The organism is Leptolyngbya sp. PL-A3 (genome assembly GCF_039962325.1).
Taxonomy (GTDB): domain Bacteria; phylum Cyanobacteriota; class Cyanobacteriia; order Elainellales; family Elainellaceae; genus Vacuolonema.
In genome coordinates this window covers 45881-72500 of sequence record NZ_JAMPLB010000021.1, presented here as the reverse complement: position 1 = coordinate 72500, position 26620 = coordinate 45881, and the positions used below count along the sequence as shown (strand labels likewise).

At 50.7% G+C, this 26620-nt stretch carries 24 protein-coding genes and 1 other RNA gene; 13 read left to right on the top strand and 12 right to left on the bottom strand.

Going from position 1 to position 26620, the window contains the following annotated elements; genetic code table 11:
* The first annotated feature begins 99 nt into the window (after positions 1–99).
* A complete protein-coding gene (nadB, locus tag NDI52_RS17110; RefSeq protein WP_347280032.1) occupies positions 100–1773 on the top strand; it encodes an L-aspartate oxidase in 1674 nt (557 codons plus the stop codon).
* A gap of 299 nt (positions 1774–2072) precedes the next feature.
* On the opposite strand, the gene NDI52_RS17105 is transcribed toward nadB, so the two are convergent.
* Positions 2073–2300: a hypothetical protein gene (locus NDI52_RS17105; RefSeq protein WP_190771696.1), complete on the bottom strand. Its 228-nt coding sequence runs from the start codon at positions 2298–2300 to the stop codon at positions 2073–2075.
* Positions 2301–2729: 429 nt separating this feature from the next.
* On the opposite strand from NDI52_RS17105, the gene NDI52_RS17100 reads away from it, so the two are divergent.
* From NDI52_RS17100 to NDI52_RS17090, 3 genes are read left to right on the top strand one after another with little or no spacing between them, the layout of a single operon-like run.
* Positions 2730–4250, top strand: coding sequence for an NAD(P)/FAD-dependent oxidoreductase (locus NDI52_RS17100; protein WP_190771695.1), 1521 nt, complete (start codon positions 2730–2732; stop codon positions 4248–4250).
* Positions 4251–4307: 57 nt separating this feature from the next.
* Positions 4308–5390: a M50 family metallopeptidase gene (locus NDI52_RS17095; protein ID WP_190771694.1), complete on the top strand. Its 1083-nt coding sequence runs from the start codon at positions 4308–4310 to the stop codon at positions 5388–5390.
* A 29-nt stretch (positions 5391–5419) separates the two neighbouring features.
* Positions 5420–6307, top strand: coding sequence for a DMT family transporter (locus NDI52_RS17090; protein WP_347280031.1), 888 nt, complete (start codon positions 5420–5422; stop codon positions 6305–6307).
* Positions 6308–6423: 116 nt separating this feature from the next.
* Here NDI52_RS17090 and NDI52_RS17085 read toward each other — a convergent pair whose 3' ends face one another.
* Positions 6424–7347 carry a LysR family transcriptional regulator gene (locus NDI52_RS17085; protein WP_242035743.1) on the bottom strand — a complete coding sequence of 308 codons (924 nt, stop codon included), beginning with the start codon at positions 7345–7347 and terminating at the stop codon, positions 6424–6426.
* 233 nt (positions 7348–7580) lie between these two features.
* On the opposite strand from NDI52_RS17085, the gene NDI52_RS17080 reads away from it, so the two are divergent.
* The gene (locus NDI52_RS17080; protein WP_190771691.1) at positions 7581–7862 is read left to right on the top strand and encodes a hypothetical protein; all 282 of its coding nucleotides are present in this window, start codon (positions 7581–7583) and stop codon (positions 7860–7862) included.
* A 454-nt stretch (positions 7863–8316) separates the two neighbouring features.
* Positions 8317–8559: a hypothetical protein gene (locus tag NDI52_RS17075; protein WP_190771690.1), complete on the top strand. Its 243-nt coding sequence runs from the start codon at positions 8317–8319 to the stop codon at positions 8557–8559.
* Positions 8560–8625: 66 nt separating this feature from the next.
* On the opposite strand, the gene NDI52_RS17070 is transcribed toward NDI52_RS17075, so the two are convergent.
* Positions 8626–9693 carry a low specificity L-threonine aldolase gene (locus NDI52_RS17070; RefSeq protein ID WP_190771689.1) on the bottom strand — a complete coding sequence of 356 codons (1068 nt, stop codon included), beginning with the start codon at positions 9691–9693 and terminating at the stop codon, positions 8626–8628.
* Positions 9694–9701: 8 nt separating this feature from the next.
* Entirely contained in the window at positions 9702–10643 is a 942-nt protein-coding gene (locus tag NDI52_RS17065) for a tetratricopeptide repeat protein (protein ID WP_199307770.1), read from the bottom strand.
* A 754-nt stretch (positions 10644–11397) separates the two neighbouring features.
* On the opposite strand from NDI52_RS17065, the gene NDI52_RS17060 reads away from it, so the two are divergent.
* Positions 11398–12366, top strand: a complete 969-nt coding sequence (locus NDI52_RS17060) for a hypothetical protein (RefSeq protein WP_190771687.1) — start codon at positions 11398–11400, stop codon at positions 12364–12366.
* A 259-nt stretch (positions 12367–12625) separates the two neighbouring features.
* Here NDI52_RS17060 and NDI52_RS17055 read toward each other — a convergent pair whose 3' ends face one another.
* The 3 genes from NDI52_RS17055 to NDI52_RS17045 form a co-directional block, all read right to left on the bottom strand.
* Positions 12626–13852: a homocysteine biosynthesis protein gene (locus NDI52_RS17055; protein ID WP_190771686.1), complete on the bottom strand. Its 1227-nt coding sequence runs from the start codon at positions 13850–13852 to the stop codon at positions 12626–12628.
* Positions 13853–14184: 332 nt separating this feature from the next.
* Positions 14185–14871, bottom strand: a complete 687-nt coding sequence (locus tag NDI52_RS17050) for a hypothetical protein (protein ID WP_190771229.1) — start codon at positions 14869–14871, stop codon at positions 14185–14187.
* A gap of 547 nt (positions 14872–15418) precedes the next feature.
* Positions 15419–15769: a hypothetical protein gene (locus NDI52_RS17045; RefSeq protein ID WP_190771228.1), complete on the bottom strand. Its 351-nt coding sequence runs from the start codon at positions 15767–15769 to the stop codon at positions 15419–15421.
* Between the two features lie 440 nt (positions 15770–16209).
* On the opposite strand from NDI52_RS17045, the gene tmk reads away from it, so the two are divergent.
* From tmk to NDI52_RS17020, 5 genes are all read left to right on the top strand, one after another.
* Positions 16210–16947, top strand: coding sequence for a dTMP kinase (gene tmk, locus NDI52_RS17040; protein WP_190771234.1), 738 nt, complete (start codon positions 16210–16212; stop codon positions 16945–16947).
* Positions 16948–16952: 5 nt separating this feature from the next.
* A complete protein-coding gene (locus NDI52_RS17035; RefSeq protein ID WP_190789327.1) occupies positions 16953–17936 on the top strand; it encodes a DNA polymerase III subunit delta' in 984 nt (327 codons plus the stop codon).
* Positions 17937–18090: 154 nt separating this feature from the next.
* Entirely contained in the window at positions 18091–18891 is an 801-nt protein-coding gene (locus tag NDI52_RS17030; protein WP_190771233.1) for a creatininase family protein, read from the top strand.
* A 204-nt stretch (positions 18892–19095) separates the two neighbouring features.
* Complete coding sequence (locus tag NDI52_RS17025; protein ID WP_190771226.1) at positions 19096–19419, top strand: helix-turn-helix transcriptional regulator; 324 nt, start codon at positions 19096–19098, stop codon at positions 19417–19419.
* A gap of 92 nt (positions 19420–19511) precedes the next feature.
* A complete protein-coding gene (locus tag NDI52_RS17020) occupies positions 19512–19781 on the top strand; it encodes a hypothetical protein (RefSeq protein WP_190789326.1) in 270 nt (89 codons plus the stop codon).
* 481 nt (positions 19782–20262) lie between these two features.
* Here NDI52_RS17020 and NDI52_RS17015 read toward each other — a convergent pair whose 3' ends face one another.
* On the bottom strand, positions 20263–21033 hold the full coding sequence (locus NDI52_RS17015; protein WP_348256473.1) for a hypothetical protein: 771 nt from the start codon (positions 21031–21033) through the stop codon (positions 20263–20265).
* Positions 21034–21424: 391 nt separating this feature from the next.
* On the opposite strand from NDI52_RS17015, the gene hisS reads away from it, so the two are divergent.
* Positions 21425–22708, top strand: a complete 1284-nt coding sequence (gene hisS, locus NDI52_RS17010) for a histidine--tRNA ligase (RefSeq protein ID WP_190771223.1) — start codon at positions 21425–21427, stop codon at positions 22706–22708.
* A 214-nt stretch (positions 22709–22922) separates the two neighbouring features.
* Here hisS and NDI52_RS17005 read toward each other — a convergent pair whose 3' ends face one another.
* The 4 genes from NDI52_RS17005 to ssrA form a co-directional block, all read right to left on the bottom strand.
* Positions 22923–23450: a universal stress protein gene (locus tag NDI52_RS17005; protein WP_190771222.1), complete on the bottom strand. Its 528-nt coding sequence runs from the start codon at positions 23448–23450 to the stop codon at positions 22923–22925.
* Between the two features lie 871 nt (positions 23451–24321).
* Positions 24322–25011: a Crp/Fnr family transcriptional regulator gene (locus NDI52_RS17000; protein ID WP_242035742.1), complete on the bottom strand. Its 690-nt coding sequence runs from the start codon at positions 25009–25011 to the stop codon at positions 24322–24324.
* A gap of 296 nt (positions 25012–25307) precedes the next feature.
* Positions 25308–25487: a hypothetical protein gene (locus NDI52_RS16995; RefSeq protein WP_190771220.1), complete on the bottom strand. Its 180-nt coding sequence runs from the start codon at positions 25485–25487 to the stop codon at positions 25308–25310.
* A gap of 626 nt (positions 25488–26113) precedes the next feature.
* Positions 26114–26504, bottom strand: a transfer-messenger RNA (tmRNA) gene (gene ssrA / locus NDI52_RS16990).
* Positions 26505–26620: the final 116 nt, after the last annotated feature.

The window sequence follows — 26620 nt, the reverse complement described above, 5'->3', positions numbered from 1 at the left end:
GGCAACAGGAGAATGTGGGGCTAAGGCCATGTTCTCCTGTTGCCGCAATGAAACTAGAAGGTGACTATAATTATGTTCTGCTCATGAGTGTTGTTGCCTGTGTCTCAATCTGCTGCGTGGGATGACCTGAATCCGTTTGATGTCATCGTTGTAGGGGGAGGGGCCGCCGGTCTCTACAGTGCCCTCTGTCTCCCCGACCACTACCGGATTGGCCTGATTACAAAAGAACCTTTGGAGCAATCTGCGAGCGACTGGGCGCAAGGGGGCATTGCAGCGGCGATCGCCCCCGATGACTCCAGCGAACTACATCTAACCGATACATTAAAGGCGGGCGCAGGGTTATGTGATCGGGATGCTGTTACCCTACTCGTGAAAGAGGCGAGTGATTGCATCCAGCATCTCATTGATCTGGGGGTTGCCTTTGACCGTCAGGGCGATGCCCTGGCTATGACTTTAGAGGCCGCCCACTCTCGCCGCCGAGTACTGCATGCTGCAGATACTACAGGTCGTGCTGTCGTGACTATTCTGGCCCAACGAGTATTGGCCCGTCCTCACATTCATGTGCTTCAGGGGTTTGTGATGGATGTGTGGATGCAGGGTGGTGAGTGCCAGGGTGTTTTGTTGCAGGTTGGTGAGGAAGTCCGAGCGGTACCGGCTCGGGCCATCATTCTGGCGACCGGGGGCGGAGGGCAGGTGTTTGCCCAGACGACTAATCCCCCTTTAAGTACGGGGGATGGGGTGGCGATCGCCTGGCGGGCCGAAGCCTTGCTACGGGATCTAGAATTTGTCCAGTTCCACCCAACTGCCCTTACCCTGCCGGGAGCGCCTCGCTTTCTGATCAGTGAAGCTGTGCGCGGGGAAGGAGCACATTTGCTGGATGATGAGCAATATCGCTTTGCCTTTGACTATCACCCTGATGGCGAATTGGCTCCCCGAGATGTCGTGAGTCGTGCCATCTTTACACATTTACAAAAGACCCATCCCGACAACCCGAATGCTCATGTCTGGCTAGATTTGCGCTCTATTCCACCGGATCGAATTCAGCATCGCTTTCCCAACATTATTCAGGTGTGCCGTCAATGGGGAGTGGATGTATTTACGCAACCCATTCCCGTTGCTCCGGCGGCGCATTATTGGATGGGCGGCGTTTTTGCCGATCGCTACAACCAGACAACTATCCCCCGGCTCTATGCAATTGGAGAAGTGGCTAGTACGGGGGTTCACGGTGCGAATCGGCTGGCGAGTAACTCCTTACTGGAATGCCTGGTCTTTGGGGCGCAATTTATGGCCCTTCAGCTACCGGAGTTGGACTATTCACCTACTTCATCTGACGCATCGGATACGCTCTTAACGGATCAGGATAAGAGCCAGATTACGACCATTCGGCAGATACGTACCTGGTTGGCGGGCGTGACGTGGCAGAGTGCCGGAATCTGTCGCACCGAGGAAACCCTGGAGCAGGCGATCGCCCAAATTCAGGTTGCTCAGCAGGAATTTGCAAACCTGTCCCTGAGCCAAACCCTCAATAAGTATCTGCAAACCCTGGCAAGTCAGGGTGGAGCTTTAACAATCGATCACCTGATCCTACGAGATTGGGGCGAGACTCGTAACCTATTGGATATTGCCAGTTTGATTTTACGAGCTGCCCACTTTCGTACGGAAAGCCGGGGCGGTCACTTCCGGACTGACTACCCAAGTACAGACGATCAACAGTGGCGAGTCCATACGCTGGTGCAGGGCGATCGCCAGTGGAAGTCTGCTCCCGTTGAGTAGGGCTACATTTTCTATCGACTAAACCTTTGATGTTCAGTTGGTTTTGTTGATAGGAGAGCGTGAGGCTCAATCTCACGCTCTCCTACGAAGATTGTGCAGTTAGTCATCTGTAATTTCTTTTTGTGAGCGTGGCAGCGAAGCCATCAAGCTCACAAAAAGAAATTACAGATTGTTTTATTTACGATCTTTACGGAAGGACGTATGGACGTTTGTTGCTATGTAAAACACATGGGATGCAGTGAGGGGTATGGAAAGCGCAATCCCGCTGATTGACTACTGTATCGCTACAAGATCTACTGTTAACGAGTACCGGACCCCTGAGTGCTTCCAGGGCCGCCCTCCACAGGAGGCTCGTAAGATGAATCTTGGTTGTAGTCAGATCTCAGCTTTGATGTCGGCAAATCTGATGGGGGGTTCATCAAATCTGACGGAACTGCTTGCTGGGCGAGGACAGGGGATGCAGCACTGATGGAAGCACTAAACAGCCAAACCACACTACCTAATAAGACGCGACTCATAGTTGGCATAGTGCGGATAACACACTATTACTATAGGGCAGTTTTACGGACACAAGGGGGCAGCGAACGTAATTGCACGGAAACTTGACATAGATAGGAGTTTGTGGTTTCCGTTTCCCTAGCATAAGAAATAGGATGACTAAGGTATAGAGAGCTCTGCCAGGGACAACGTGAACGATTTCAGTAAATTTGCTTGTTTATACCAATTTTGCTCAGCAGCTTCTTAAATTCTAGATGAACTTCAACATATATTCATAAATATTCAGGGGTTATTACGCTTCTCGATGAAGAAGCTAATTCCTCTTGAACTTCTATCCCACGAAGAATTACGGAAACGGATGACGCTTTTCCTTAGGCTGAAATATGGAAAGTAGGCAATGCCTATTTGTGCCGTTCATCTGGTTGTATCCCATGCGATTGCAATTCGCGATGTGACCTATGGCAGATTTTGACGCAATTATTGTTGGTAGTGGTATTGGAGGGTTGGTTGCCGGAGCCATGTTGGCTCGCTACGGTTGGCGATCGCTCGTCTGTGAAGCCCATACCCAACCGGGTGGTGCCGCTCACGGCTTTTCCCGGCAAGGCTTTCGCTTTGATACGGGGCCATCTTTCTATTGTGGCCTTAGTGATCCAACCTCCCTCAATCCTTTAAGGATGGTGCTGGATGCTTTGGAGGAGACGGTGGAGGCGATCGCTTACGACCCGCTTGGTCACTATCATTTTCCGGAAGGGGTATTTCCTGTCTGGTGTCGCAGTGAGGATTATCAACAAGCGATCGCCGCTGTCACACCCACCGGAGCCAAAGAGTATGCTGCCTTCGAGCAGCGTATGTTGCAGCTCTATGAGGCCTTGAAAGGAATTCCGACCTTGGCCCTACGCCCAGATTGGCAGGCAATTCCAGTTTTACTCAGCCGCTATCCTCTGGCCCTGCTTAAGCTCTTGCCCCATTTACTTATGATCCAGGGGTCGGTTGGGGATGTGTTGGATCAAACAGTACACAACCCCTGGGTACGACGATTGGTGGATTTGGAGTGCTTTCTCCTGTCAGGGCTTAAAGCGGAGGGTACCGTGGCCCCTGAGGTGAGTTTTATGTTGGGGGAGCGATCGCGCTCTGTCGTGGATTACCCAGTTGGCGGTAGTGAGGCGATCGTTCAGGCCCTTGTGCGGGGGTTAGAAAAATGGGGTGGCCAGCTGCGGCTTAAGACCCCGGTGAGACAGATTCGGGTAGAGTCTGGTCGTGCGATCGGTGTGGAACTTGCAGATGGAGAGGTGGTCACAGCTCCGGTGGTGATTTCAAATGCTTCTGTTTGGGACACCTTTACCCATCTTTTGAAACCTGAGGATGTTCCTGCGGCTTACCGTCAACAGGCGCTACAAACTCCAGCGGTAGATAGTTTTATGCATCTACATCTGGGATTCCGCGCGTCTGGATTGAAGGGATTAACCGGGCACCATGTCGTGGTTCACGATACCCAACAAGATATTACGGTCCCTGGGAATACTTGTATGATTTCCATCCCGTCGGTTTGGGACGCGGCCCTCGCTCCGGAAGGGCATCACGTGCTTCATGCCTATACTCTGGAACCGTTTGAGGGTTGGAGCCGGGATGCAGATTACGATCGCCGCAAACAAGAGCGAGCGGCATCTCTCTACCGAGCTGTAGAGCGGGTGATTCCAGATGTACGCGATCGCATCACCCTGGAACTAATCGGCACTCCCCTGACCCATGCCCATTACCTGCGACGGCATCACGGCACCTATGGAGCGGCGATCGCTGCTCATCAAGGCCAGTTTCCACCACCCCAAACCCCCATTTCGGGGCTCTACCGGGTGGGTGACAGTACAATTCCCGGCATTGGGATTCCGGCAGTTGCTGCCTCTGGCATCCTTTGTGCTAATGCTCTTGTGTCACCCCAAAAGACAGCTAATCTGCTCCGACAAGTTTTATCCACCCGGTAATACGGCTATTATCAATGGCCTAGGTTCCGTTACAACGTACAGGCTATCTCTATCGGTATGAGCTTCATTCTTGGCCTTTTTTTACATTTATTCGCTGCTTTTGCCTGGCCCTATTTCTCAATTTTCTGCCATGAACATGGGCATTTCTTCGCTGCAAAGTTAGTGGGTTTCCGCCCCTATCATTTGAAGATAGGTAGCCGTACCTCTATTACTTGGAAGTGGCTATTTAATTCAAAAATTGAACTGGGTAGCTATCCAGGTGGTGGTCTTACTTTTGCTTCAATGGCTAATATTGACGGCTCAAACTTTAAGACTTTAAAGCTCAGAACGTCTATTTTTTTGTTGGGGGGAGCTTTTGCTAATCTCCTGCTGTTTTTAATGTCACTCACAGCCTTTTGTCTGCATCCCTCAATTCTACTTTTATTTTTTATATATATAGAGCTTTATCTAATAATCTATTCCCTTTTTCCGATGAATGTCATGATTGGAGGAGTCAAACACCCTAATGATGGAAAAATACTGCAGACTACTCTTAAGAAAAACTATCAGGAATACTATAGAAATGCTGCTATTAGCTACCAGGAGGCTATTTCGGCGTATGGGGATTTGCCTAGAAAAAGGTCTTTTCTTGGAGGAGATCCAAATCGACTTCAGCTATTAATTGACGCTCAGGTAGCTGTTCTCTACGAGCATTATGATGAAGCTGTCAAATTATTAGAACAATTACTTGAGCTGGGTAGTCTTGATAAAATCGAAATCGCTTATATTTTAGATACCCTGCTTTCTATTGTGATCAACAATGGGCAAATGCAGTACTTAACTCAGGCCGATCATTGGTCAGAACGAGCAATAAAAGCGGCAGGTCATTCTAAAACAATCCAAGGAACACGAGGCGCAATTTTGGCAGAATTAGGCCGTTATGCAGAAGCCAAGAAAATGCTACTTCCCTTAACGGAGCCTGGACAAGAAGCAATCGATTTTACAATTAGCTGCTGGTATCTCGCCAAAATAGACTATCACCTTGGAAACTCCGAAAAAGTTCGATATTGGTTAAAACAAGCTGAACAGTTTGGCTCGGATAGTGCAAGTATTTCGAGCATATTAGATCGCATATTAAATGAGATTGGGGAAAAACCTTAGGGGCTTAAATTAGTTTCATGCTGTTTTGGGTGAACACATTTAAAGGGGAACTGGCTGCTTTGGGGGCAGCGCTGATCTGGGCGATCGCCTCTTTCATCTACCTCAAATTAGGGCAACGCATGTCGCCCATCGTGTTGAATAGCGCGAAAAGTACGATCGCTATCCTCATGATTGGTCTCACCCTGCTGGCGATGAGACTAGAACCGGCCTTTACATGGCAGTCTCTGAGCCTGTTGGTTGTAAGCGGAGCTATCGGTATTGGCTTAGGAGATTCGGCCTTCTTTAGCAGTATTAATACCCTCGGTCCCCGCCGAGCCTTGTTGATGGAATCCTTGGCTCCCCCACTGACAGCCCTGATCGCCATGGCCGTTTTACAGGAGCGGTTAGGGGCGATCGCCTGGTGTGGCATTTTCCTGACGGTGACTGGAGTAGCCTGGGTAGTAGCCGAGCGTGAGGCTGATGTAGGAGGCGATCGCTCCCATGTGGGCCGAGGAGTTTTGATGGGCCTGGCGGCGGCTCTTTGTCAAGCCGTGGGTTCCGTCTGCTCTCGGGCCGCGCTAGCAGATACAACTGTCAGTCCTATCTGGAGTACCTTGATCCGTCTGGTTGCAGGAGTGCTGGTTCTGGCGATCTGGCTGGGGGCACAACCCGCGCCTTTAAAGGAATTGCGGTGGTTGCGATCGCCCCGCTTTTTAGCTGTCATTGTCGTTACAGCTTTCGCAGGCACCTTCATTGGTATCTGGCTCCAACAGATTGCCTTAAAGTTTACGGCTGCGGGAATTGCGCAGTCTCTCAACTCGACTAGCCCTCTGTTTGTGTTACCCATTGCGCTATGGGCCGGAGAGCGGGTGAGCCTTCGCTCCGTGTTGGGGGTGATTGTTGCCCTGACGGGAATCTGGTTGCTTTTTCGGGGGTAGCTTTACGTTTCGGTTAAGGGCGTTTTCGAGTGTCGTGCAACGCGTAGTACTTTAAAACGCCCATTCTTGTGTGCGCCTCATATACAAGAATGGGCACTTCAGGTTATCTCATGAGGTTATGAGGCTTGGGGAAGCTGGGAGGGCGATCGCTCAGGATAGCTAGCCGTCCTCAGTGCATCTAAAAATGCATATACAGCAGGGGGAAGGAGCGCATCCTGTAACACAATGGCACGAATCACACGTTCCAGCGGGACAGGCAGCTGGCGCACTTGGATTTCGGGCGGCAGTGGCTCCGCTGCCAGACGAGCGATCACGGTTGCCCCTAAGCCACGCATCACCATGCCCACAATAGTAGAGTCTTCTTTAATTTGATAGGCCGCTCGCAGAGGTTGATTAAGCTTTTCAAAATGCTGACGAATCAACGTGAAACAGTAGTCCGTTTCATTAGGCAGGATGAGGGGAAACTGATGTAGCACATCCCAGGTAATGGGGTCAGGGGGAATTTTAGCCTTGGGTGGAAAGAGCACGATATATTCATCCCGGAATAACTCCCAGGCTTCAAAGTCATCCGCGGTGGGTAAACAGGTGAAACCGACATCTGCCTGCCCCCGACGTAGCGCCCCTTCGCACAGATCATCGCCTTGATACTCTGTGATGGAGAAGTTGATGTTGGGGAGGCGTTCATGAAAACGAGCGATGATGTCCGGCAAAACATGGGTGGCAACGCTGCGGAACACGGAAATGCGCACGTCACCGCCCTTCAGACCCTTGGCGATATTGGCCTCTCGCTCCATTTCATCCAGCAAACCCATCATGGATTGGGCATGCTTAACCATGCGCTCGCCGACTGGGGTCAGTTGGGCTCCATGGCGGCCTCGGGCACAGAGGACGATGCCCATCTCGGCTTCCAGACTGGCGATCGCATGACTAACAGCCGATTGCGATACACCCAACTGTAACCCCGCTTCACCAAAGTTACCGGATTCGGCCACGGCAATCAGGGCACGCAATTGGGATAGCTTAATCTGGTCTCGCAGCATAGTCGCCCCCATTTCACAACGTTGTCAAGGTCAGGCTAAACGGGATAGGTCCCAGTTTATGAAACCTTTTGATATCTAATGATTTTTACCCATCTTTTCCGTTCTATTGCGATCGCTTTCCATGAATTTTATTCATATACGCGATTCATCATGTCTGTTGAATCTTTCAGTTGAGGTTCCTAAAGTGGATGCATCAAAGGCATTCGACCACAACAACCGAAAGGATTTCAACCATGAAAAGTGATTGTTATGTTTGGCAGAACGGGCAAGAGTTATCCTCCCAGGAGTTTCAAAGCTCTGTTCAAAAACGTTCCGTAAAGTCTCCTTCGGCTTGGCAGTCTCTAGGTTATCGATTGATGAGCTATTTTTCAGGCAGCTCTGAGCCACAAATTCGGCAACGGACCTACGGTGATCAACTGGTCTGGCATGTGTATGACCCTATGACTCAGCAGCAGATGCAATTTAGCTCTGAACAGGAAGTGCGCATGTGGCTTGACCAGCGTTACTCTGCTTAAGGTGTTGTGAAATGGTGTTAATGCGATAGATCACCATGCATCAACAGTGTGTCCACGAATCCATGAATCACATTAATGCTCACCATATAGCGGGGATTCTTCTCCGCTTTTTTCATGGGGCGATAATGCTATCAGGACTGACGCATTTGTGTCAGGACTTACGCAAGCCCGCTATCCATAGTGTATTTGTGTTGTGGGTGGGGTGCGAAGCACCCCACCCACAACACAAATGCGTAAGTCCTGTGTGTTTCCGATCTGGCGAGAGATAGACGTGGAAGGAAGTTCCACCTCCATCTCGCGTCAGATCGGAAAATACTGTGTTGAGAATGCTAAAGTTCAGAAATTTTCTAGATGCCCGTTCCCGTGAATACCCCGTTAAGGCGAATTTCCCTGCGTAAGGACTATGGGAAAACGCGCCAAAATACGGATTTCACGCAGATGTACGATTGTTAGGATGTCCTCGGATTCGGTGGCAGTCAAGCTTTCCGCCAGTTACATCCTCGTTATGCTTCTACCTCAAATTCCAGTTGATGAATTAATAGATCATATTTTGGCCGTTCGTCGTATCTCTCGTCACGAGCAGGATTATGTCATGTCAATGCTGCTTGCTAAGCAGCGGTTATCGGACAAAGAACGGATACAAGTTAATCAGATCTACGATGGCTTGCGAAGTGGTCGCATCCGAGTCGTGGACTAATTTCAAAAGAGAAGGGTGGGCGTTAGCGCCCACCCTTCTCTTTTGAAATGTGCCTGGCACAAGGTGCTAAGCTCCAGCGATCGCTGCCGTTAGCGCAATTCTTTCAACCTGGCGCCTGGCTGCTTCTAGAAATGCGGCAACAGCTTCGGGCGAAGTGTTAAAGGCTGTTACCAAACGGATTGTACTGGCATCCTCACTTTCCCAACGGTAAAACTGAAAGCCTTCTGCATATAACCCTTCAATAACCGCATTGGGCAGTTTTACGAAGAGTTCATTGGCCTGAACGGGATAGCACAGATGCACCTCGGGCAGTGCCGCCAGCCCATCGGCTAATTGGCGAGCCATACGATTTGAGTGGGTAGCATAGCTGAGCCAGCGATCGCCCTCCAGATACGCCTCCAATTGTGCTGATAGAAACCGCATCTTGGAAAACAGATGTCCCCCCCGCTTGCGACGGAAGTGGAATGTCTTGGCATATTCAGGATTGAAGAACACCACGGCTTCGGCTGCAAGTGCTCCGTTTTTCGTCGCCCCAAAAGACAGCACATCCACCCCGGCCTTCCAGGTCACCTCAGCAGGGGTGCAGCCTAGGGAGGCGATCGCATTCGCAAATCGCGCCCCATCCATATGAACCGGGACGTTGTACGAGTGGGCGATGCGGGCAAGCTCTGTCACCTCATCCACCGTATAAACAGTGCCGGCCTCTGTGGCTTGAGTCAGGCTCACGGCTGCAGGTTGCACATGATGCACGACCCCGATCCCACCATTTTTCAGACTGGTGTCTAACTCTGCTGCCACGAGCTTGCCGAGGTTGCCGGGCATCGTAACGAGCTTGGCTCCACCCGCGTAGAACTCTGGCGCACCACATTCGTCCACGTTAATATGCGCGTCTTGATGGCAGTAGATCGACCCGTATGGAGGCGTCAGCACCGACAGCGCCAGGGCATTGGCTGCCGACCCGGTCGCCACCGGGAAAATGTGTACCTCTTTCTCGAAGACCTCAGTAAATCGGGCTTCGAGTCGCTGGGTAATGCTATCAGCGCCATAGGGCATGGCAGTTCCTTCGTTGGCTGCCGCCAAGGCCGCCAAGATTTCGGGAGCCATGCCCGTTACATTGTCACTACAAAAGTTCATGGAAATTTCTAGTTGCTAGGAGTACCCGTAACGCGGGATGGGGAAGAAGACTCCTGGGAACCGGAAGGAGAAGCACTGGGGGCATCTGTCTTGGGTTCTTCTGGGACAGGGTTGGCGGGGTCGCTAGGACTTTGGGCCCCACTGGCCAACTGGCTAATTTGATCACGATATTGAGCTGGAGCCAGGGATGCGGCCTGTTCAAACAAAGGCTTGGCCTCATCCTGACGACCTGCGGCGCGTAGAACAATGGCTTTACCCAATAGAGGCCGGAAATCTTCACCGGCAGTTTTGATGGCTTCGTCGTAGATGGCGATCGCTTCATTAAAGCGCTCTTCTTCGGCGTAAACCTGACCCAGCAGCAGTTGAACTGAGGTTAAGTTGATGCTACCGGGTTTCGCTTTATTTTGCTCATCGGCGATCTTGAGGGTGTCTTGAAGCAGGGCGACCGCAGCCTCTGGCCGCTTCTGGCTGATCATCAGACCTACCAGCCCCTGCAATGCATTCATGTCACCGGGTTGGCGAGACAGGATGTCGCGGTATACCCCGGCAGCACCTTCCGTGTCACCCACTTGCTGTTTCGCCTGGGCCAGAAGGACATGGTATTCCGTTTGGTCAGGATTAAGTTTTGCTAAGCGTTCGAGGGGAGCGATCGCCCCTTGCACATTCCCCTGCTGAATGCGAACCTCAAGCAAACCCCGCAGGGCCGTCTGGTTATCGGGTTCTCGCTGAAGTACCAATTCATACCCACGGGCCTGATCTTCCAGGGCTTTCTGCTGATCTGCAGGACTAGCCGCAGGGTTTGCCGCATTATTGGCAGTTCGGTTTCCTTGCTGGAAAGCCCCGACTACCGGAAGCAGCATCAATGCCACAAATACCAGGGATGCGGCGATTAGAACGCTGCTTAAAATAACTCGATTGCGCTTAATAAACACAGAACGGCCCAAACTCATTCTGCCATTATTACCCAACAGCTTGATTTCGAGTCGATAGGACTAACCAGCATTTCTTTAGACTCGAAGCCTGCACCAAACCCCAAAAACCGGAATTTCCCGTTATAAAACAGCCAGAAGATGAGGGTTCTGGGGTTTGGCTTGGCAAGATGTAAGCTCCTTACCTGGAAATCGTTCCACAGTTCTACCCAGCGAGATACATAAGGAAACAGGTTTGTTTTTTAGGCACTTCAGAGTGGATGAGGGCGATCGCCCTCCAGCCGCTCAGCTACAGAAGAAAGAGGTTTTGTGGGAGTTAACATTTGTGCAGCCCTCCATGCTCTGTGGATCTGCCATGTCATATGAAGGGTTACAGAAATATTTCTAGGCGCTAAATTGTGAAGACTGAGCTTCCCACAAGAGTGCTCAGAAAACCCGCAGACCTACCTGATGAAGCCAAATGCTTTTGTATAACAAATAAAGATAAAGACCAAAGGATAGCCTTTGAACCAGCAATCTTCCAATCGATGGTGGGTGAGTTCTAAGTGGATGCTAACCTAGTGTTTACTTAAACTTGGTCTTACACTGTCGGTGGCAAGCGGGTTCACCGGGTCGCCTCTGAACAGCCCTTGGCTGACAGATTTCAGGTTTTGGGCTAACCTGCCTTCCTGTGACCCTCTCGCGGGTTATCCTGACCCCTCAAATCTCAACGAGTTTTGAGCTATTCCACCCGCAGAGACCGATAATGGATCAGCCTTCAGCTTTGAATTTTGAAATGGACTCCTCCGCCGTGCCGACTCCATCCGAAGGGATGTCATCACCAACGCCTCCCTCCCCTGAACCCACCGCTGACGCTCCCGAGCTCAACGATGAGATTGTTGTCAATCCCCGACAGCATCCCATTCCGCCGGCCAGCGAGCCGATGCAGTATCGCGCAATTGGGCTGGTTGAAGGAGTTTACACTCCTTCAGACGATCAGTTTACCCGTGGCAACCTAGTGACCGGCGATGGTACCGTAATCGATGCGGTGCTATTAGGGCGGGTCATGAGCTTAGTGAAAAAGCACATTGACCTGGAGAAGCCTCATCTTTGGGTGGTTTATCCCCGTACTCGTGAAAAAGGGTATGACCTGCACGTCCAAATCGTCGGCATCTGGGAACCCGAAAACCTATCGAAGCAAGCTTCCGAAGAAACGCCCTCAGAATCAGCTGCTGAATCAACGTCTTCCAGTGGCCTGGTTGCAATTCCTCCCAAGCCGCCTAATTCCCAAGAGCCGCAAGATCCCAGTGATGGCTACTTCTCCATTCGGGGTGAGATTCTTTTCTACTCTGAAGAGCATAAAAATCTGATTGTCCGGATTCAGCAGACTTCGAAGAAGAAAGATAAGCCGCCCAAAGCCTTCAAGTTGCTCTTGACGGGTGAACTGACGGGCAAAACTGTTGGCTACTTCTGGGATTTCCACATCCAGCGGGAAGGAAACCTGCTGGTTATCCGGGAAGGCAAAGCCATTGGGCTGGTGCCACCTCGTAAGCGCAAAGGCCGTCCTGACTTTAGCGGCCCTGGCGCCAAGAAGCGACCGCCCAGTCGCAAGCCCTGGAAGAAACCGACTCCGACTCGGGCAGGTGAGCCAGGTAGCGCGCCACCCGCAGGTGCTCCTCGGGATTCTGGCCCCCGGGAGGCTCCCGGTCGGCCCATCAAGCGGGCGAACCGTCCCCCCCGGGAATCTCAGGGGGATCAGGGCTAACAAAGAGGAGGGTAGGCATTAAATATTTGCCTTCCTCCTGATCTCATTCAAAAGAGGGGCAGGCAAAAAGCGCCTGCCCCTCTTTTGAATTGAATGCAAAGATGGGCACTTCCGCTTATCCCAACTGAGGTTATTCGAACCTGAGTTCGGGTTAAGGGCGTTTTCGAGTGCCGCGCGTTGCGCGGCACTCGAAAACGCTCATTTTGGCGTGCGCAAAGTGCACGCCAAAATGAGCACTTCCGCTTATCCCGAACTGAGGTTATTCGAGATTAATTTGGGCACCCCAACGATCCTGGGCAAGAAACGGGCGATCGCTCGGTAGGGCCGCTACGGGCTCTGTTAGGGTAAAACGCCCCTCCTCAATCCACTGTTTCAATTCCTGGGCGACCTGTCGAGATAAATAAATGCTGGCAAGGGGAGCGACCCGAACGCGTTTGCCATCGATGGTAATCCGCCCCGATTTGAGTTGGGCGTAGCTGACTTGCCCAAAGGTCGGTCGCACCCGTCGGGGAATAGAAAAATCGACGACGGGTGCCACTAAATCTGCATCCTGCACGGAGCAGCGCAGCACGACCTCCTCGTTCAGTACAGGTAATGGCACTCCGATCCCTAACATGAGGGAAGGGCCATAGCTTTTGAAGTAGCAGCCCTTAACCCAGCGAGGATCCATTTGCTTCGCATCGCCAATGAGGGCCAGGGTCGCTGCTGGGCCAATCGGAGTGTGATTGGGCAATCGTTTTTGAAGGGGAAAGTGCTGTGTTCCCTCCCAGGCCACATAGCCGATGCCACCTCCCAGGAAAAGGCGAGTACCAACCCCAATGACTTGTAAGTCGGGGTCATTAAAGAGCGGAGAGATGGCCCCTGGGTTAGAGTAAACGGCGTTACCTAGCTGGGGCTGCAAAGGACCCAGATAGGTAAACAGTGGGCGATCGCCTCCATTGACTCCCACAATAAAGTTTTGATATAGGTTGCGCGGATTGTAGAGATAAAACTGGTTGATCGTGTCGCGATTGATGGTGGTTTCGATGGAGGAGCGAGGGTAGCAATCTGTTACCTGCCCAATCGCTCGCACTTTCACGGGTTTTCCTGCAATTAGGTCAGCAATGACATGGCCGCCGCCGCGTTCCTGAAGGGGCGATCGCAGGCGCATTTCCCGTGAATCTTCCAGATCGCCGGCCTCTCCCATGCCACTGTAATCAGCCATCTGGCTGGCTCCCAAGTACAAATCCACGGCCCCGAACCCAGCATAGGCCTGTACCCCATCCAACCAACACTGGCGAATTTTAATGGGTGGATCCGTATGCCCTAGATTAAGAATGGCCCCAGAGGATTCCATCGGCTCGAAAGTGCCTGTGGTTACGACATCTACCTGACGAACCACCTCGGCCACGCTCGTTTCTTGCACTCGGGCTTTTAGTTCTTCAACTGTCCAGACCACGGCCTTCTTGGCCTGAATTTTTTCGTTAATTTCAGGAATAGTACGCATAGGAGGAAGCAGGCAGAGGGCAGGAGGCAGAAGGCAGAAGTACAACTCGAACTATAGCCCCGAACGGGCTCTCTAAATTTCCCTTTTCATTGCCTCTTCCCAGACGATGCGATCGCCGATGGACTGCGCGTCTCATAACCTGTATTCCTTTGTGTGGAAACGGCTATGCTGCCGCCCCCCCATGAAGAAGTACAGGTTAGGAGGTTTCTGCATAAGAATTTACCCAGAATGTTGGTGCTTTGCCCGCTTCGCGGGCAAAGCACCAACATTCTGGGGGTAATTTCATTACTGGAAATCTCCTTAGAGAAGTACAGGTTGCTTTATTTACAGTCTTAAGGCATCCACTCCAAAAACAGCCCCCACTGCGTGTCCTTATCTTCAGGAGAATTTTGCCAACGAAAATCAGCGGAAAGGCGCAGGTCCGGTGTAAAAGCATAGCCAGCAGACAAGGCAGTGAGACCTACCTCGTCGTCACTGCCGGGATCAACCCAACTTTGGGTGAGGGAAAGATCGGCCGCGCTCGTACGGGACGGAACAGCAACTACCCTCAAACCTAAATGGATGCCATCCGTGTCATAGGCATCGGTTTCCAGGCTGCGGTAGCCCAGAACAGGGGCAATATTGATGTAGCTACCCAAGGGGAGTACGTAGTAGCGGAGGTCAGCTCCAAATTGGCTGCGATCGCCCTCCCAGTTTTGCTGAAATTCACCACTGACCGTAAGGGGAGTATCGCCCAGAAACAAGTCTTCTACGCCAACCCCAAAACCAGTTCCTTCATCTGTAGAGGGAAGCTCCACGCCACCCACTCGCAGCCGAGTTCGAAAGGCCGGATCATGGTGAATTTCTGCATCAACATCAGGGACTTCTTCTACCCAACGCTGAAGAAGAGGGCTCTCCTCTAACACCTCAGGGGGGATATCCACAGGATTGGGATGAGATTCGTTGGCCTGGAGGGGTAGGGTGAGAGCGAGCCAGAGGCCAGCACCTGCTAGGCCCATAACGTGCAAGCGATACTTCATGTTCATGCTGCTGTTATACACAGGACTTACGCAAGTCCGCCATATTTCAAGCATTTTTATTGGTGTAATGGGCTCTCTGGGCACCAACAAATATGTGTAAGGAGATTTCTGAGAAACAATATCCCCATTATTTGGAAAAAAGGCGCGGCTTCGCCGCGCCTTTTTTCCAAATAATGGGGAAGTTCTTATCTGGAAATCTCCTAAATCCTAAGAACCCGTTTGAGAAGGCTGCCCTTCTTCCCCCCAAAGGGTAGAAGAGCAACCTTCTTAATAGACTTTCTGCACAAATTGCTAGACAGTGAAGCCGCGTTAATTCACGCCCTCAAAGACCGTTCCGTGCAGGAGGCCTCATAACTTTGCAAATAACTTCTAATACAGAAAATTCTTACGGCATCCCTGAGGAAGCCTTATGGGATAGCTCATCCAGTGACCTATCATCAAACACTTCAATGCTATGGGTGATAGGCAATAGGTTTGAGATACTTTGAGCAATGAGGCTGAATTAGGGTTCAGCCCCATTGCTCAAAGTCATGATCCTAGGTTGGTTCTAGACAGCCGGAATGCTTTCAATCAAATCCCAGCGATTTGTTGTGGTAAACGCATCGTAGAGTTGGTTGAACATTCGGCGGCAATGGTTGTCTTGGCTGAGGGGTAATTCCTCATTCTTGACGACCACGTTCATTTGAACACCTTCATCGGTTTCAAATGCTCTGTCAATGAGAACTTCGATAGTCACCAGGCGCGAGTAAGTTACGCGGCCCGGTACTTCGCGGGCCACCATATAATCGTCCTCATCGTAAATAACGTCACAGTCGCAAGAGCGCAACACATCGCCCAATCTTTGTCGGAAAGACTCCAGCGGTGTCGCCACTTTAAAGAGGCTGGAATAACGAGCCATCGCTCAACTCCCGAATAGGCATTTAGCTCAGAGACTAACTGAGGTTTCAAAGGTTCCTCGTTGACTTCAAAAAGACACGAAACCTGAGAAGGGCAGTCTCAAGCGATTTCTGAAATAGCTGACTCCGTAAAATTAGTCCAGTTAACCGAACTTTACGTTGCTATTTCCCAATATTATGCATACTACGTAACAATTTTCACTCACCCTGAACATTTTTCACGACGAGCTTACTCTGTTTGACGTCGTCGTTGGCTTGCGGCTTCATTCCAAAGACCTGGATACACAAGGCTTTGAAGAATTTTCTTAGAAAGAAGATTGAGAAACCAGCCTATAGTATTTTCATACTTTTTTCCAATCCTCAGGCAAAAACTACCAATTTTGTCAGATCTTATAAGTACAGAAACCGACAGTGCCATATACAAGGGACATTATTGGTGGGAATTCGAGGCTCGTTGATCGTTTTTGAGGGGGGCGAGGGGGCTGGAAAGTCGACCCAGCTGCAGCGAGTCTGCCAGTGGTTACAGCAAAGTGATCTCTGGCAACAGCTGAAAGCTATCGGAATTGCCTCAGAGATGGTGATTACCCGAGAACCTGGCGGTACACCTCTGGGTTCTTCCATTCGGCAGTTACTGCTGCACTCTCCCGTGCAGGGAGATGAGGTAGAGGTAATGGGCGATCGCACCGAGCTCCTCCTCTATGCTGCTGACCGCGCCCAACATGTTGAAGCCATGCTTAAGCCAGCGCTAGCTCAGGGGGCTCTGGTGTTTTGCGATCGCTACACCGATTCCACAGTCGCTTACCAGGGATACGGTCGAGGTCTCGATCTGAGCCTCATTCACCAACTCAACCAAATTGCTACAGGGGGTCTCCGCAGTGATCTGACCTTATGGTTAGACATTGATCCAGTTGTAGGTTTAGCCCGCACCCAACGACGAGGTGCGGCTGATCGCATGGAGCAAAACAAGCTTGATTTTCATCAACGAGTGCGGCAAGGCTTTCAATCACTATTCCACGAAAAGGAATCGCGGACGGTGCAGATTGATGCCAGTGCGACTGAAGATGTTGTCTTTGAGCGGGTTCAGGCTGAACTGTGTCACTATTTGAAACAGGTCTATGGGGTCGAACCGGCTGCTGTAGCTGTACCCTCTGATCTGAGTCTAACGGTGCCTCCCGAATAGGTTTTATGGCGATCGCAAATCCTTCCCTACATTCGATTTATGAGTCAGTCGTAGGGCAGCCTCAGGCTATTGAGTTGCTGGTCTGTGCAATGGAGCGCGATCGCCTTGCCCCTGCCTATCTCTTTGTCGGACCAGCCGGCACTGGCCGACGGCGGGTAGCAGAGTGCTTCATTCGCTGTATGCTTGCCGGGAGCCCGGAGATGCTCCACTCACCTGTGCTACGCCAAAGAGTGGAACAGCGCAATCATCCTGACCTGCTGTGGGTCGAACCCACCTATCTGCATCAGGGAAAGCGCTTAACTCCAGCAGAAGCCGCCGAAGCTGGGGTAAAACGTAAAGCTCCCCCACAGATTCGTCTGGAGCAAATCCGAGAACTGAGTCAGTTTTTGAGCCGTCCGGCTCTGGAAGCTCCCCGTTCTGTCGTCGTGTTGGAAGCCGCTGAAACGATGGCCGAAGGGGCGGCTAACGGTTTGCTCAAAACCCTGGAAGAACCGGGACAGGCGACGCTAATTCTGATGGCCCCCGACGTAGAATCCTTACTGCCCACCTTGATTTCTCGGTGCCAAAAAATTCCCTTTCGGCGGTTAAGTGATCCGGATATGGCCACCGTGTTGCGCCGGGTGGAGCAGGATGAGGTTTTGCAGCACCCCGAGATCCTGGCTCTGGCTCAGGGGAGCCCAGGGGAGGCGATCGCCCACTGGCAACAGCTTCAAACCATTCCCCCAGAATTGCTAGAGCAGCTCACTCAACCTCCAACGACGCTGCGGCAAGCCTTAGAACGAGCGACTCAAATCCACCAGAGCCTTGATACAGAAGCTCAACTGTGGCTGGTGCAATACCTGCAACATCGCTACTGGCATCAGTTTCACCAGAGCCAGTACCTGCACCATCTGGAGACTGTACGCAAACAACTCCTGCGATTTGCTCAACCCCGTCTGGTTTGGGAGGTGGCATTGATGCAAATGCTACCGCAGGAAAACCGAATTTAGTGTTTTGTCAACTTTTAGGGTGAGATACGCGATACATACCAATCTCAAGCATGTTCATGAGGCCAGAAGGGATGGATTGAGGTTAAGCTCCAACCTTTCCTTCTGGCTGAATGCCTGTGAGTCAACCGGTAAAAACAACTTCGAATCTGCCATGATGCACGGTTACATCCCTCCCCACCGTTTTTTCCCATATCTGACCTGGACCGATATTGACACCATGCCTAACCGGGCTAATGTCGTGATTGTGCAACCCATTGGGGCGATCGAACAACATGGGCCACATCTACCGTTGATTGTGGATGCGGCGATCGCCACCGCAGTGGTTGGTAAAGCCCTGTCCCAGCTAGATCCCAATATCCCTGCTTACAGTTTGCCCCCGCTTTACTACGGCAAATCCAACGAACATTGGCATTTTCCGGGCACCATCACCCTTAGCGCCCAAACTCTCATTCAAATGCTTATGGAAGTAGGGGAAAGCCTTTATCGTGCAGGCTTCCGGAAGTTTGCCCTGATCAATGGCCATGGTGGTCAGCCCCAAATTATGGAAATTGTGGCGCGGGACCTACATCAGAAATACGACGATTTCCTGGTTTTTCCCCTGTTTGTCTGGCGAGTCCCCAACCTACCGTTCCAAGACCTGCCACCCAAGGAGTTGGAGTACGGTATCCACGCCGGGGAAATCGAAACCAGCGTGCTACTGTCGCTTCTGCCCGAACAGGTGCGGATGGATCAAGCGGTAGCCGAATACCCTCCTGAATTGCCTGAGGAGAGCGTACTGAGCATGGAGGGAGCCTTACCGTTTGCTTGGACAACACGAGATTTGAGCCGGAGTGGAGTCTTGGGTGACCCCTTGCCTGCAACTGTGGAGAAGGGCGATCGCATCCTCAATGCTGCCGTCGAGAGCTGGGTCTGTGTTCTTAAGGATCTTCATCGGTTCCGACAGCCCCAGGTTTGAGACGTTCAAGGCTTATACATTCTTGTAGTGTGCGAAGCCCACTACAAGAATGTTTGAAAGCAGGAGAGCCTGATTCTGTCGCCGCTCTGCGGTGAGTCTGTAGAAAAAGCTGAACTTCGTCGAAAATTTGCGTTTTTATCCTTCGATCCAGCCTGCCCCCTTTAGAATGGAGAAACAATAGGTACATATACACGGTGTTAGGGTATGGCAAGTGATGACGTTCAGATCTCCCATTCCCTTTCGGATCGAGAACTGCAAATTGTAGAACTCGTTGCGGCGGGGCTTACGAACCAAGACATTGCGGAAAAGCTTGAAATTAGCAAGCGTACCGTAGACAACCACATCAGCAATATCCTGACCAAGACAGAAACGGGAAACCGAGTTGCCCTCGTCCGTTGGGCCTTGCAATGGGGCAAAATCTGTATCGATGAGGTCAACTGCTGCACGCTACCCCCACCTCCTGGAGGTGCGCCAACTCCCGATATTGTGGCCGAGCCCGCGGAGGATACAGAACAAGTAGTCTCATAGCTCGAATAAACTAGCCTGACTTCTATACCTACAAAGTTCCCTGCCTCAGGTTAGCTTCTTCTCCATGACGATTGGATGTAGCAGATTGAACGATGACCGAAGAACACCATTGGATTACCTGCACAACCTTGCCGCTGGCTATTTACCGTGAAGTTGCCACCCACCTGCGGCAAGTGCCTGGAGTAGAGGCGGAGGTTTTGCCGCAAACCTCTTCTCAATTTGACTACTTACAAAGCCAGGCCGGAGGCTTGCGCTATTCTCTGAGTGCAGCCGATGACAATGCCCGCCAACGAGTCTCACAGATTTTGCAGTACTATGGCGATCGCTTTGGTCCCTGGCAACCCCTTCCCCAACCAAGCTAACCTTCAATCCGATTAAGAACGAGGGCGCGAGATAATTGCTACCTCACGCCCTCGTTCTTTCGGTCATCCTTATGAAAGCAAAATACCCCCTACTTGTCCTGTAAGTAACGTCAGTTCGGGATAAGCCCAACCGCCCATTATTGCGTGCGCGTCGCGTACGCAATAATGGGCTTTTTCGAGTGCCGCGCGAAGCGCGGCACTCGAAAAAGCCCTTAACCCGAACTGAGGTTAAGTAGGGGGTATTGGCTGTTTATATTGGGCAATTTGGTGAGGGGCGATCGCCAAACTATTTAATGTTTAAAGAGCTGTTTGAAGTTGGTTTTGTGCTCCAGGAAGCCAGAAAAGTGGCAATTTTTGAAGGGGTTTTAGACCGAGAACGAATAAGCACCTACCTCAAAGAGGCAGGTGCTTGTGGAGTTAGAACGGATTCCTGCTAGACATTAATCTACAGGTACCGATCCCGTGCCATACCGGCAGAAATTTACCAGAGGCCCCGAACAGGCTCGTTCGAGTAGTTCTGCTGGGTGTTGCTGGGAGCTTGAGTGGCAGGACGGTTGTAGTCCACTGTGGGCTGCTGCTGGGTGGTCTGGCCTGTTACAGGGCGGTTGTACCGAGGACGGCTGTCAACCTGAGGCTGGTTGATGTAAGTTTCACGGGTGTAGGTATCGCGCTGAACTCCACGATCAGCTTCACCAGTCCCCTCCACTTCATAGTCGTCTACACCAGGATCGTCACCTTCGTTGTCATTGATCACGCGGTTGGGAGAATTATCGATGGAAGATTGACCTTCACGATCAGCTTCCCGAATGGAGTTATTTTCAGACTGGCGGACAGGACCCCGGCCTTCACCGGTACCCTCTACTTCGAAGCTATCTACGCCGGGGTCGTCACCCTCGTTATCGTTAATCACACGGTTGGGGGACTGATCCAGAGAGGACTGCCCTTCATCATCAATTTCGCGCTGAGCATCAATCTGAGGCTGGCGAACATTGGGGCGACCTACGGGCTCACCAGTGCCTTCCGTTTCAAAGTTGTCGACACCGGGGTCATCACCTTCGTTGTCGGTGATCACGCGGTTAGGAGATTGATCTAGCGAGGAGCCGTCTTGCAGAGGAGAGCCGTTCTCGATGATCTGAGCGACGGTGGTTTCCCCACTGTTGGAGGTGTGCTCGTGAGCTTGAGCTGCCTGAAAAGGCGCAAATGCCAACCAAGCTAGTAGAGAAATGCCCGCAGTAGTAAAAATAGATTTCATGACCGTTGTTTCCACTTGCTAAAAAGGACTAAGCAGGTAAGTTACTGCTACAAACGGACGTAGAGAACAAATCTGCAATTTCACTAACCGCTGGTTAGTAAAGGTGCCAGAATAATCAAGAGACTAAGATCAGACTCTGAGTAATTTAGGCAGCAGAACCGGGGCAAGAAGCCAACCTGTATGCCTCCAGACCCTTCGGTAATATGCAGTTTGTTTAAGCATTTGGGCTTAATTAAGCCTTGTGCTCATTTGTCTTGTCCAATGCTGTTCCACGCTATTGTCAGATGAAAAGCCCTGATTTTTAGCCTGCCAATGGTTAGATCGAAGGGCATCTTGGGGTGTATATTCGTTAGTTTGGAACTCTGGTTGGCAGGTTACGACACAAAAAACTATGGGCGCAATTCAAGCAATTCGAGGTACACGAGACATTCTGCCGGGTGAGGTGGGTTACTGGCAGCGGGTCGAGGCGATCGCCCGCGAAATCCTCCATCGAGCTGCCTACCAGGAAATTCGCACCCCTATTTTTGAGCAAACAGACCTATTTGAACGGGGCATTGGCGAAGCGACCGATGTGGTCGGCAAGGAGATGTATACCTTTTCAGATCGGGGCGATCGCTCCCTCACCCTGCGGCCTGAAAACACCGCTGGGGCCGTACGCGCCTTCATCGAACACAACCTTTATGCTCAGGGAGGGGTGCAGCGGCTCTGGTACCTCGGTCCTATGTTTCGTTATGAGCGCCCCCAGGCCGGGCGGCAGCGGCAATTTCACCAACTGGGGGTAGAGGTGTTGGGTAGCAGCGATCCCCGTGCTGATGCGGAAGTGATTGCCATTGCTACTGATTTTCTACGGGCTATTGGCTTACAAAATCTGAAGCTGGAATTTAATTCAATTGGAGATGCCAGCGATCGCCAACATTACCGGGAATCTCTCGTAGCTTACCTCACTCCATACAAGGAAGAACTCGACGAAGATTCACAGCATCGGCTGACCCGTAACCCTCTCCGCATTCTCGATAGCAAAGATGCGAAGACCCAGAAAATTTTGGAAGGGGCTCCCAGCATTTTGGATTGTCTCAGCCCTGAATCCCAGGCACGCTTTGAGCAGGTGCAGCAACTCCTGACGGATCTAGGCATTTCTTTTAACATCAACACTCGTCTAGTGCGAGGGCTGGATTACTACACACATACCGTCTTCGAGATCCAGTCTGATGACTTGGGGGCTCAGGCAACGGTTTGTGGTGGTGGGCGGTACGACGGTCTGGTCACTGAATTGGGTGGCCCTGCAACTCCTGCTGTGGGTTGGGCCAGTGGTTTGGAGCGATTAATTATTCTGTTGCAACAAATTCAGCCACTACCTGCTGCAGCGTTAGATTTTTATGTCGTATCTCGGGGCGATCGCGCTGAAGCGAATGCCCTTAAACTGGCCCAAACCCTCCGACGCTTGGGTTTTGCCACGGAGCTAGACCTGAGCGGCAGTGCTTTTGGTAAACAGTTCAAACGAGCCGATCGCAGTGGTGCCCTCGCCTGCTTTATCGTAGGTGACGAAGAAGCAGCAGCGGGTACTGCTCAGTTGAAGTGGCTGGGGAGTGGAGAGCAGCAGGCGATCGCCCAAAGTAGCTTGGCTCAAGAGGCGGATGCTCTACGGCAGCAAATTGCAGCCCTCCGTCAAGGCTGATATAGCCCCAGGGTTTGTTTTAAGGTCATTTTTACGTGTGCGGAACGCACGAAAAAATAACCTTTCGGCCAGCTTTAAAACACACTCTAGGCTTTTCGCTAGGGTGAAGGTAAACCATGGTTGAGGGGTGGCACGTTGTGCTACCCCTCAACTATTTGCGGCGGAACTTTCCTAAGGGAGAACAGGGCGATCGCTTCCAGATGGCGCTCCTAACCTACAGGGATGCAACGACCCTATCTTCCTTACGAAGATTACCAGCCTCCCCTTCGCTTTGAACAATGAGAACTGGACAGGATGCATGGTGCAACACATAGTTACTGGTGCTACCCAATAAAACCTCTGTGAGCCCTCGCCGTCCCCGACGACCCATCACAATGAGATTGGCATGCCAGAACTTGGCAATCTGGCAGATGGCTTGGCCTGCTTCCTGTGGGTGGATACTGACCTGTACCGATACCCCCTTCTGCTGCGCCTCCTCGCAGAGATCCTCGAAGTACTGTTGAACTTGCTGGGATTGCTCCTCCATCTGAACCTGTTGCCAGTGGTAAGCCTGATTAACTAGCTGAGGAGCCAGCCCCATTTCCCCAGGAAAAAGAAGAAACTTAGGTACCAGTTCTTCCGTCAAACTGTGAAATAACAATAATTGGGCATGGTGCAATTGGGCCAGAGCTAAAGCCTGGTCGAACACCTTTTTCCCTAAAGGCGAGTCATCAATAGCAGCTAGGATTTTCTGGAAATTCATACGTTGCTCCTGCCGATACTTGTTTGATTCAATCTGCACAAGGAGGGGAGGTAGGATAACGAAACTCGATGTGAACTGTTGGCGTTCAGGGTTTTAGGCCCTTCATCCAACCACAACTTTAGGTTTTTTCAAAAAGAAAAATGAGTATGAGTTACTTCTCAGTTGAGGCAACTCACGAACCCATGTTCACACGCAAGGGGCTCACTCTATTTGTAACTTAAAGCTACAGTACATTCCTCCAAATAGGATATTCTGCGACATTGCTTAATGGATTAATTCATGGGTTTCTATCAACCTTTTATAAGCGAGCTCTTCATTAGAAATCGATACATGACCCATTTAATCTAATGTAATTATTCAAGTTATGGCTTTAGTGATTGATTATTCATCTTCAATTTATTGCGGCATTTTCTAATCTGCTAGGTATGAGGGAAGGGCGTGGGATGAAATCTCACAACGCTCTCTCGTACCTAATAGCTTGGAAAGCTACTTACTGACTTAATGTATTCATTCCTATTTGTGACCATTTCTATAAGAAAATTAGATGTTCTACTCCCATTCTTTTTATAAAAAATGGTTGTAGCTATAACTCAAAAGAGAATGGTTGAATTGATGTTATATAGCAATGGACAAGTCGGTTAAGTACAGCAACAGTAGCGTGGGGCACGCTGTATCTCAAGCTACTGTACTTAATCAACGCGCACAGCACTATAGATACTTGGCTGTCTACCTTCAAGGATGAGGGTAGACAGCAAAAACTGTTCAGGATTTTGCTAGACATAACGCTTTAAACGCGCCATAGCAAAAATCAGGGCTTCTTTCTCGTTACGAACCAAGAAAGAAGCCCTGATTTTTGCTATAGGAATGGGTCTTAAACTAGCATGCGTTCTAAGGCATTAATATCGGGGATGCTCAGGGTTTCTCGCTCCCGCACAATCAACCCCTTACGCTCCATGCGGCTCAGCACTCGGGTTACAGTCTCCCGAGCAAGTCCGCTCAAACTGCTCAGCTCCCGATGAGGCAGGTTAGGGATCTCGATGCCCTGCTGCCCTGCTCGGCCCTGACCGTCGGCCAGAAACAGGATGATGTCAGCGACCCGTGACATACTGTCAGACTCCCGCAAGCGCAGACGGCGGTTAACTTGCCGCAGCCGTCGTGCCATGAGCTGAGCCAATCGGATCCCCGCCTTGGGTTCTGATTGAAGGAGGTTAACAAAGTCTTGAGCAGGAAGGTTCCCAATGGTGGTAGGGACCAGGGTAATGACGTCTGTTGAGCGGGGAACCTCATCCAGTGGAGCCATTTCTCCAAAAAGCTCTCCGGTTCCCAAAATGTTTAGGGTGACTTCTTTGCCATCCAAGTTGTAGGTGCGAATCTTGACCCAACCTTTAAGGATGAAATAGACCGAACTTCCCCAATCGTTCTCCAGCAATAGCACCTGATTCGCCGGATGGTTACGAATAACCACATGGCTAATGGCTTGCTCAACCGATTCTTCGGGTAAGCCTTCAAAAAAGGGAGCATCGCGAATTAGATCTGGATCCCGAGAGTCACGAGAAGTCATTCGATCCTGTACTGGAGTCATATCAACCTAGACACTAGGATAAACATGCATACCCCTTGTTGGTCAGCGAATTCAACCAGAGCAAGAAGCGGCTATGCACGCTCCTAGGTGCAGCTCATCGCCATGGTATAACCGGGTAGGATTGTAAAAGGTTAACGCAAACTGGGAACAAACGTTCAATTTCCTGGCAATTCCAAAGAATTAGGCTGGAACTTTATGGTTGAGTTCGGTCTACTGAACAGAGGGTGTTTGAACCCCTGAGCCAGGCTCAAGGAGGTCAAACACCCTCTGAAGAATTATCCCTGGTTACGGAAACGCTCTTCCGGTTGGAAATTCTTGCAGAGGCAGCGCTCCAAATACCGAACCCGGTAGAAGTACCAGAACCGGCGAGGATCGAGAATAAGGGGCGATCGCTCGTCAAACACGGGTTGGTTCAGGAAGTGCCAGAGGGGTACGAAGAGGTTCGGTTTCATCATAGGGGGGAAAAAACAGGTTAACAATGAGGTGTGCTCTGGAATCGCTATAGATAGCGCCCAACCCTCTTGCGATTCCACTTTCAGAATGCCCAATTACGTATGTGATCGCACATTCTAGAAACGGGAATCACAAAATTTTTGTTCAAGATTTGTTGTGCCCTATCAGCATAAATGCCGAAATCTTTTTATTCTTTTTACAGCGAGCACATCATTTGAACATAACTCTATTGCAAGCATCCTCTAAACAATAGGAAAGCATAGTTTGCTGACCCTAATGAGAAGCTTTTTGAAAGCTTGATATTTTGCCCGTCCTCTTGACAGAGACAAGTTTATGACAATTTGTCGTCAACCCTTATAAATCAACCGGAGTGAGAGTTTAGCTACTGAATTATGTAAAAGTCTCCTGACTTAATCCTTAAAGAAATCTCATCAAAAATAAAGAAAGAGGGTAGCTGTTTAGTGGCTACCCTCTTCTCTTATCCTGATGAAATTACCTACAATTGCTGGAACAAACCTGATAGTATTCCTTGCTTAACTAAAATTTGATTAAGATATACTTTCAACCCATTAATTGGGCATAGTGTAAGCACAATTAATGGGTTAAGAAGATTGATTTGAGTTATTAAAAGTGGAGCTGAGGAGAGTCGAACTCCTGTCCGCACTGGTTATTAATACCCCACTCACTCACAGGCTTAGCTTCTCTAACCCTCGAAGCAGGAATCGTCATTTATCCCTGACGATGGGATTCTCTGGTGAAGTCTTAGCCAGTTCTCAACCAGAGGCAAGAAACTGGAGCATCCGTTGGGGGTTGGTCTACGATCCTTAACGGAGTCAAACCGCAGACGCTCGAACCAAGAGTGGTTTTTTAGGCGGCAGCTACAGCTACGCGCTTACGAGCAAAAGGTACGATGTTGTTCGCATGTACTTGTTTTGAGCCATTTATTTACGAGAGTTAGCTCGCTCTCGGCCTGCATCATAGAATAACGTTCGCCAACACGTCGAAACCGTTACAGCCCCATGTGCTTTAACCATTATAGCCACTCCCTTCCATTTCGGGAGGGTTTCTCATGAAGGTCAGCAATTCTCATTTTTGAAATCCAGCCCGAAAACCGCTCGCCCCAAGCGAGCGGTTT

Excerpts from the sequence above, each read along its gene's own strand:
- NDI52_RS17030 (WP_190771233.1), top strand. The coding sequence starts at position 18,091 with ATGCACGGTTACATCCCTCCCCACCGTTTTTTCCCATATCTGACCTGG.
- NDI52_RS17050 (WP_190771229.1), bottom strand. The coding sequence starts at position 14,871 with ATGAAGTATCGCTTGCACGTTATGGGCCTAGCAGGTGCTGGCCTCTGG.
- NDI52_RS17065 (WP_199307770.1), bottom strand. The coding sequence starts at position 10,643 with ATGAGTTTGGGCCGTTCTGTGTTTATTAAGCGCAATCGAGTTATTTTA.
- NDI52_RS17015 (WP_348256473.1), bottom strand. The coding sequence starts at position 21,033 with ATGAAATCTATTTTTACTACTGCGGGCATTTCTCTACTAGCTTGGTTG.
- NDI52_RS16995 (WP_190771220.1), bottom strand. The coding sequence starts at position 25,487 with ATGATGAAACCGAACCTCTTCGTACCCCTCTGGCACTTCCTGAACCAA.
- NDI52_RS17035 (WP_190789327.1), top strand. The coding sequence starts at position 16,953 with ATGGCGATCGCAAATCCTTCCCTACATTCGATTTATGAGTCAGTCGTA.
- hisS (WP_190771223.1), top strand. The coding sequence starts at position 21,425 with ATGGGCGCAATTCAAGCAATTCGAGGTACACGAGACATTCTGCCGGGT.
- NDI52_RS17095 (WP_190771694.1), top strand. The coding sequence starts at position 4,308 with ATGAGCTTCATTCTTGGCCTTTTTTTACATTTATTCGCTGCTTTTGCC.
- NDI52_RS17000 (WP_242035742.1), bottom strand. The coding sequence starts at position 25,011 with ATGACTTCTCGTGACTCTCGGGATCCAGATCTAATTCGCGATGCTCCC.
- NDI52_RS17070 (WP_190771689.1), bottom strand. The coding sequence starts at position 9,693 with ATGAACTTTTGTAGTGACAATGTAACGGGCATGGCTCCCGAAATCTTG.
- NDI52_RS17085 (WP_242035743.1), bottom strand. The coding sequence starts at position 7,347 with ATGCTGCGAGACCAGATTAAGCTATCCCAATTGCGTGCCCTGATTGCC.
- NDI52_RS17075 (WP_190771690.1), top strand. The coding sequence starts at position 8,317 with ATGTCCTCGGATTCGGTGGCAGTCAAGCTTTCCGCCAGTTACATCCTC.
- NDI52_RS17100 (WP_190771695.1), top strand. The coding sequence starts at position 2,730 with ATGGCAGATTTTGACGCAATTATTGTTGGTAGTGGTATTGGAGGGTTG.
- NDI52_RS17025 (WP_190771226.1), top strand. The coding sequence starts at position 19,096 with ATGGCAAGTGATGACGTTCAGATCTCCCATTCCCTTTCGGATCGAGAA.
- NDI52_RS17080 (WP_190771691.1), top strand. The coding sequence starts at position 7,581 with ATGAAAAGTGATTGTTATGTTTGGCAGAACGGGCAAGAGTTATCCTCC.
- NDI52_RS17105 (WP_190771696.1), bottom strand. The coding sequence starts at position 2,300 with ATGCCAACTATGAGTCGCGTCTTATTAGGTAGTGTGGTTTGGCTGTTT.
- NDI52_RS17045 (WP_190771228.1), bottom strand. The coding sequence starts at position 15,769 with ATGGCTCGTTATTCCAGCCTCTTTAAAGTGGCGACACCGCTGGAGTCT.
- NDI52_RS17060 (WP_190771687.1), top strand. The coding sequence starts at position 11,398 with ATGGACTCCTCCGCCGTGCCGACTCCATCCGAAGGGATGTCATCACCA.
- NDI52_RS17020 (WP_190789326.1), top strand. The coding sequence starts at position 19,512 with ATGACCGAAGAACACCATTGGATTACCTGCACAACCTTGCCGCTGGCT.
- NDI52_RS17055 (WP_190771686.1), bottom strand. The coding sequence starts at position 13,852 with ATGCGTACTATTCCTGAAATTAACGAAAAAATTCAGGCCAAGAAGGCC.
- NDI52_RS17005 (WP_190771222.1), bottom strand. The coding sequence starts at position 23,450 with ATGAATTTCCAGAAAATCCTAGCTGCTATTGATGACTCGCCTTTAGGG.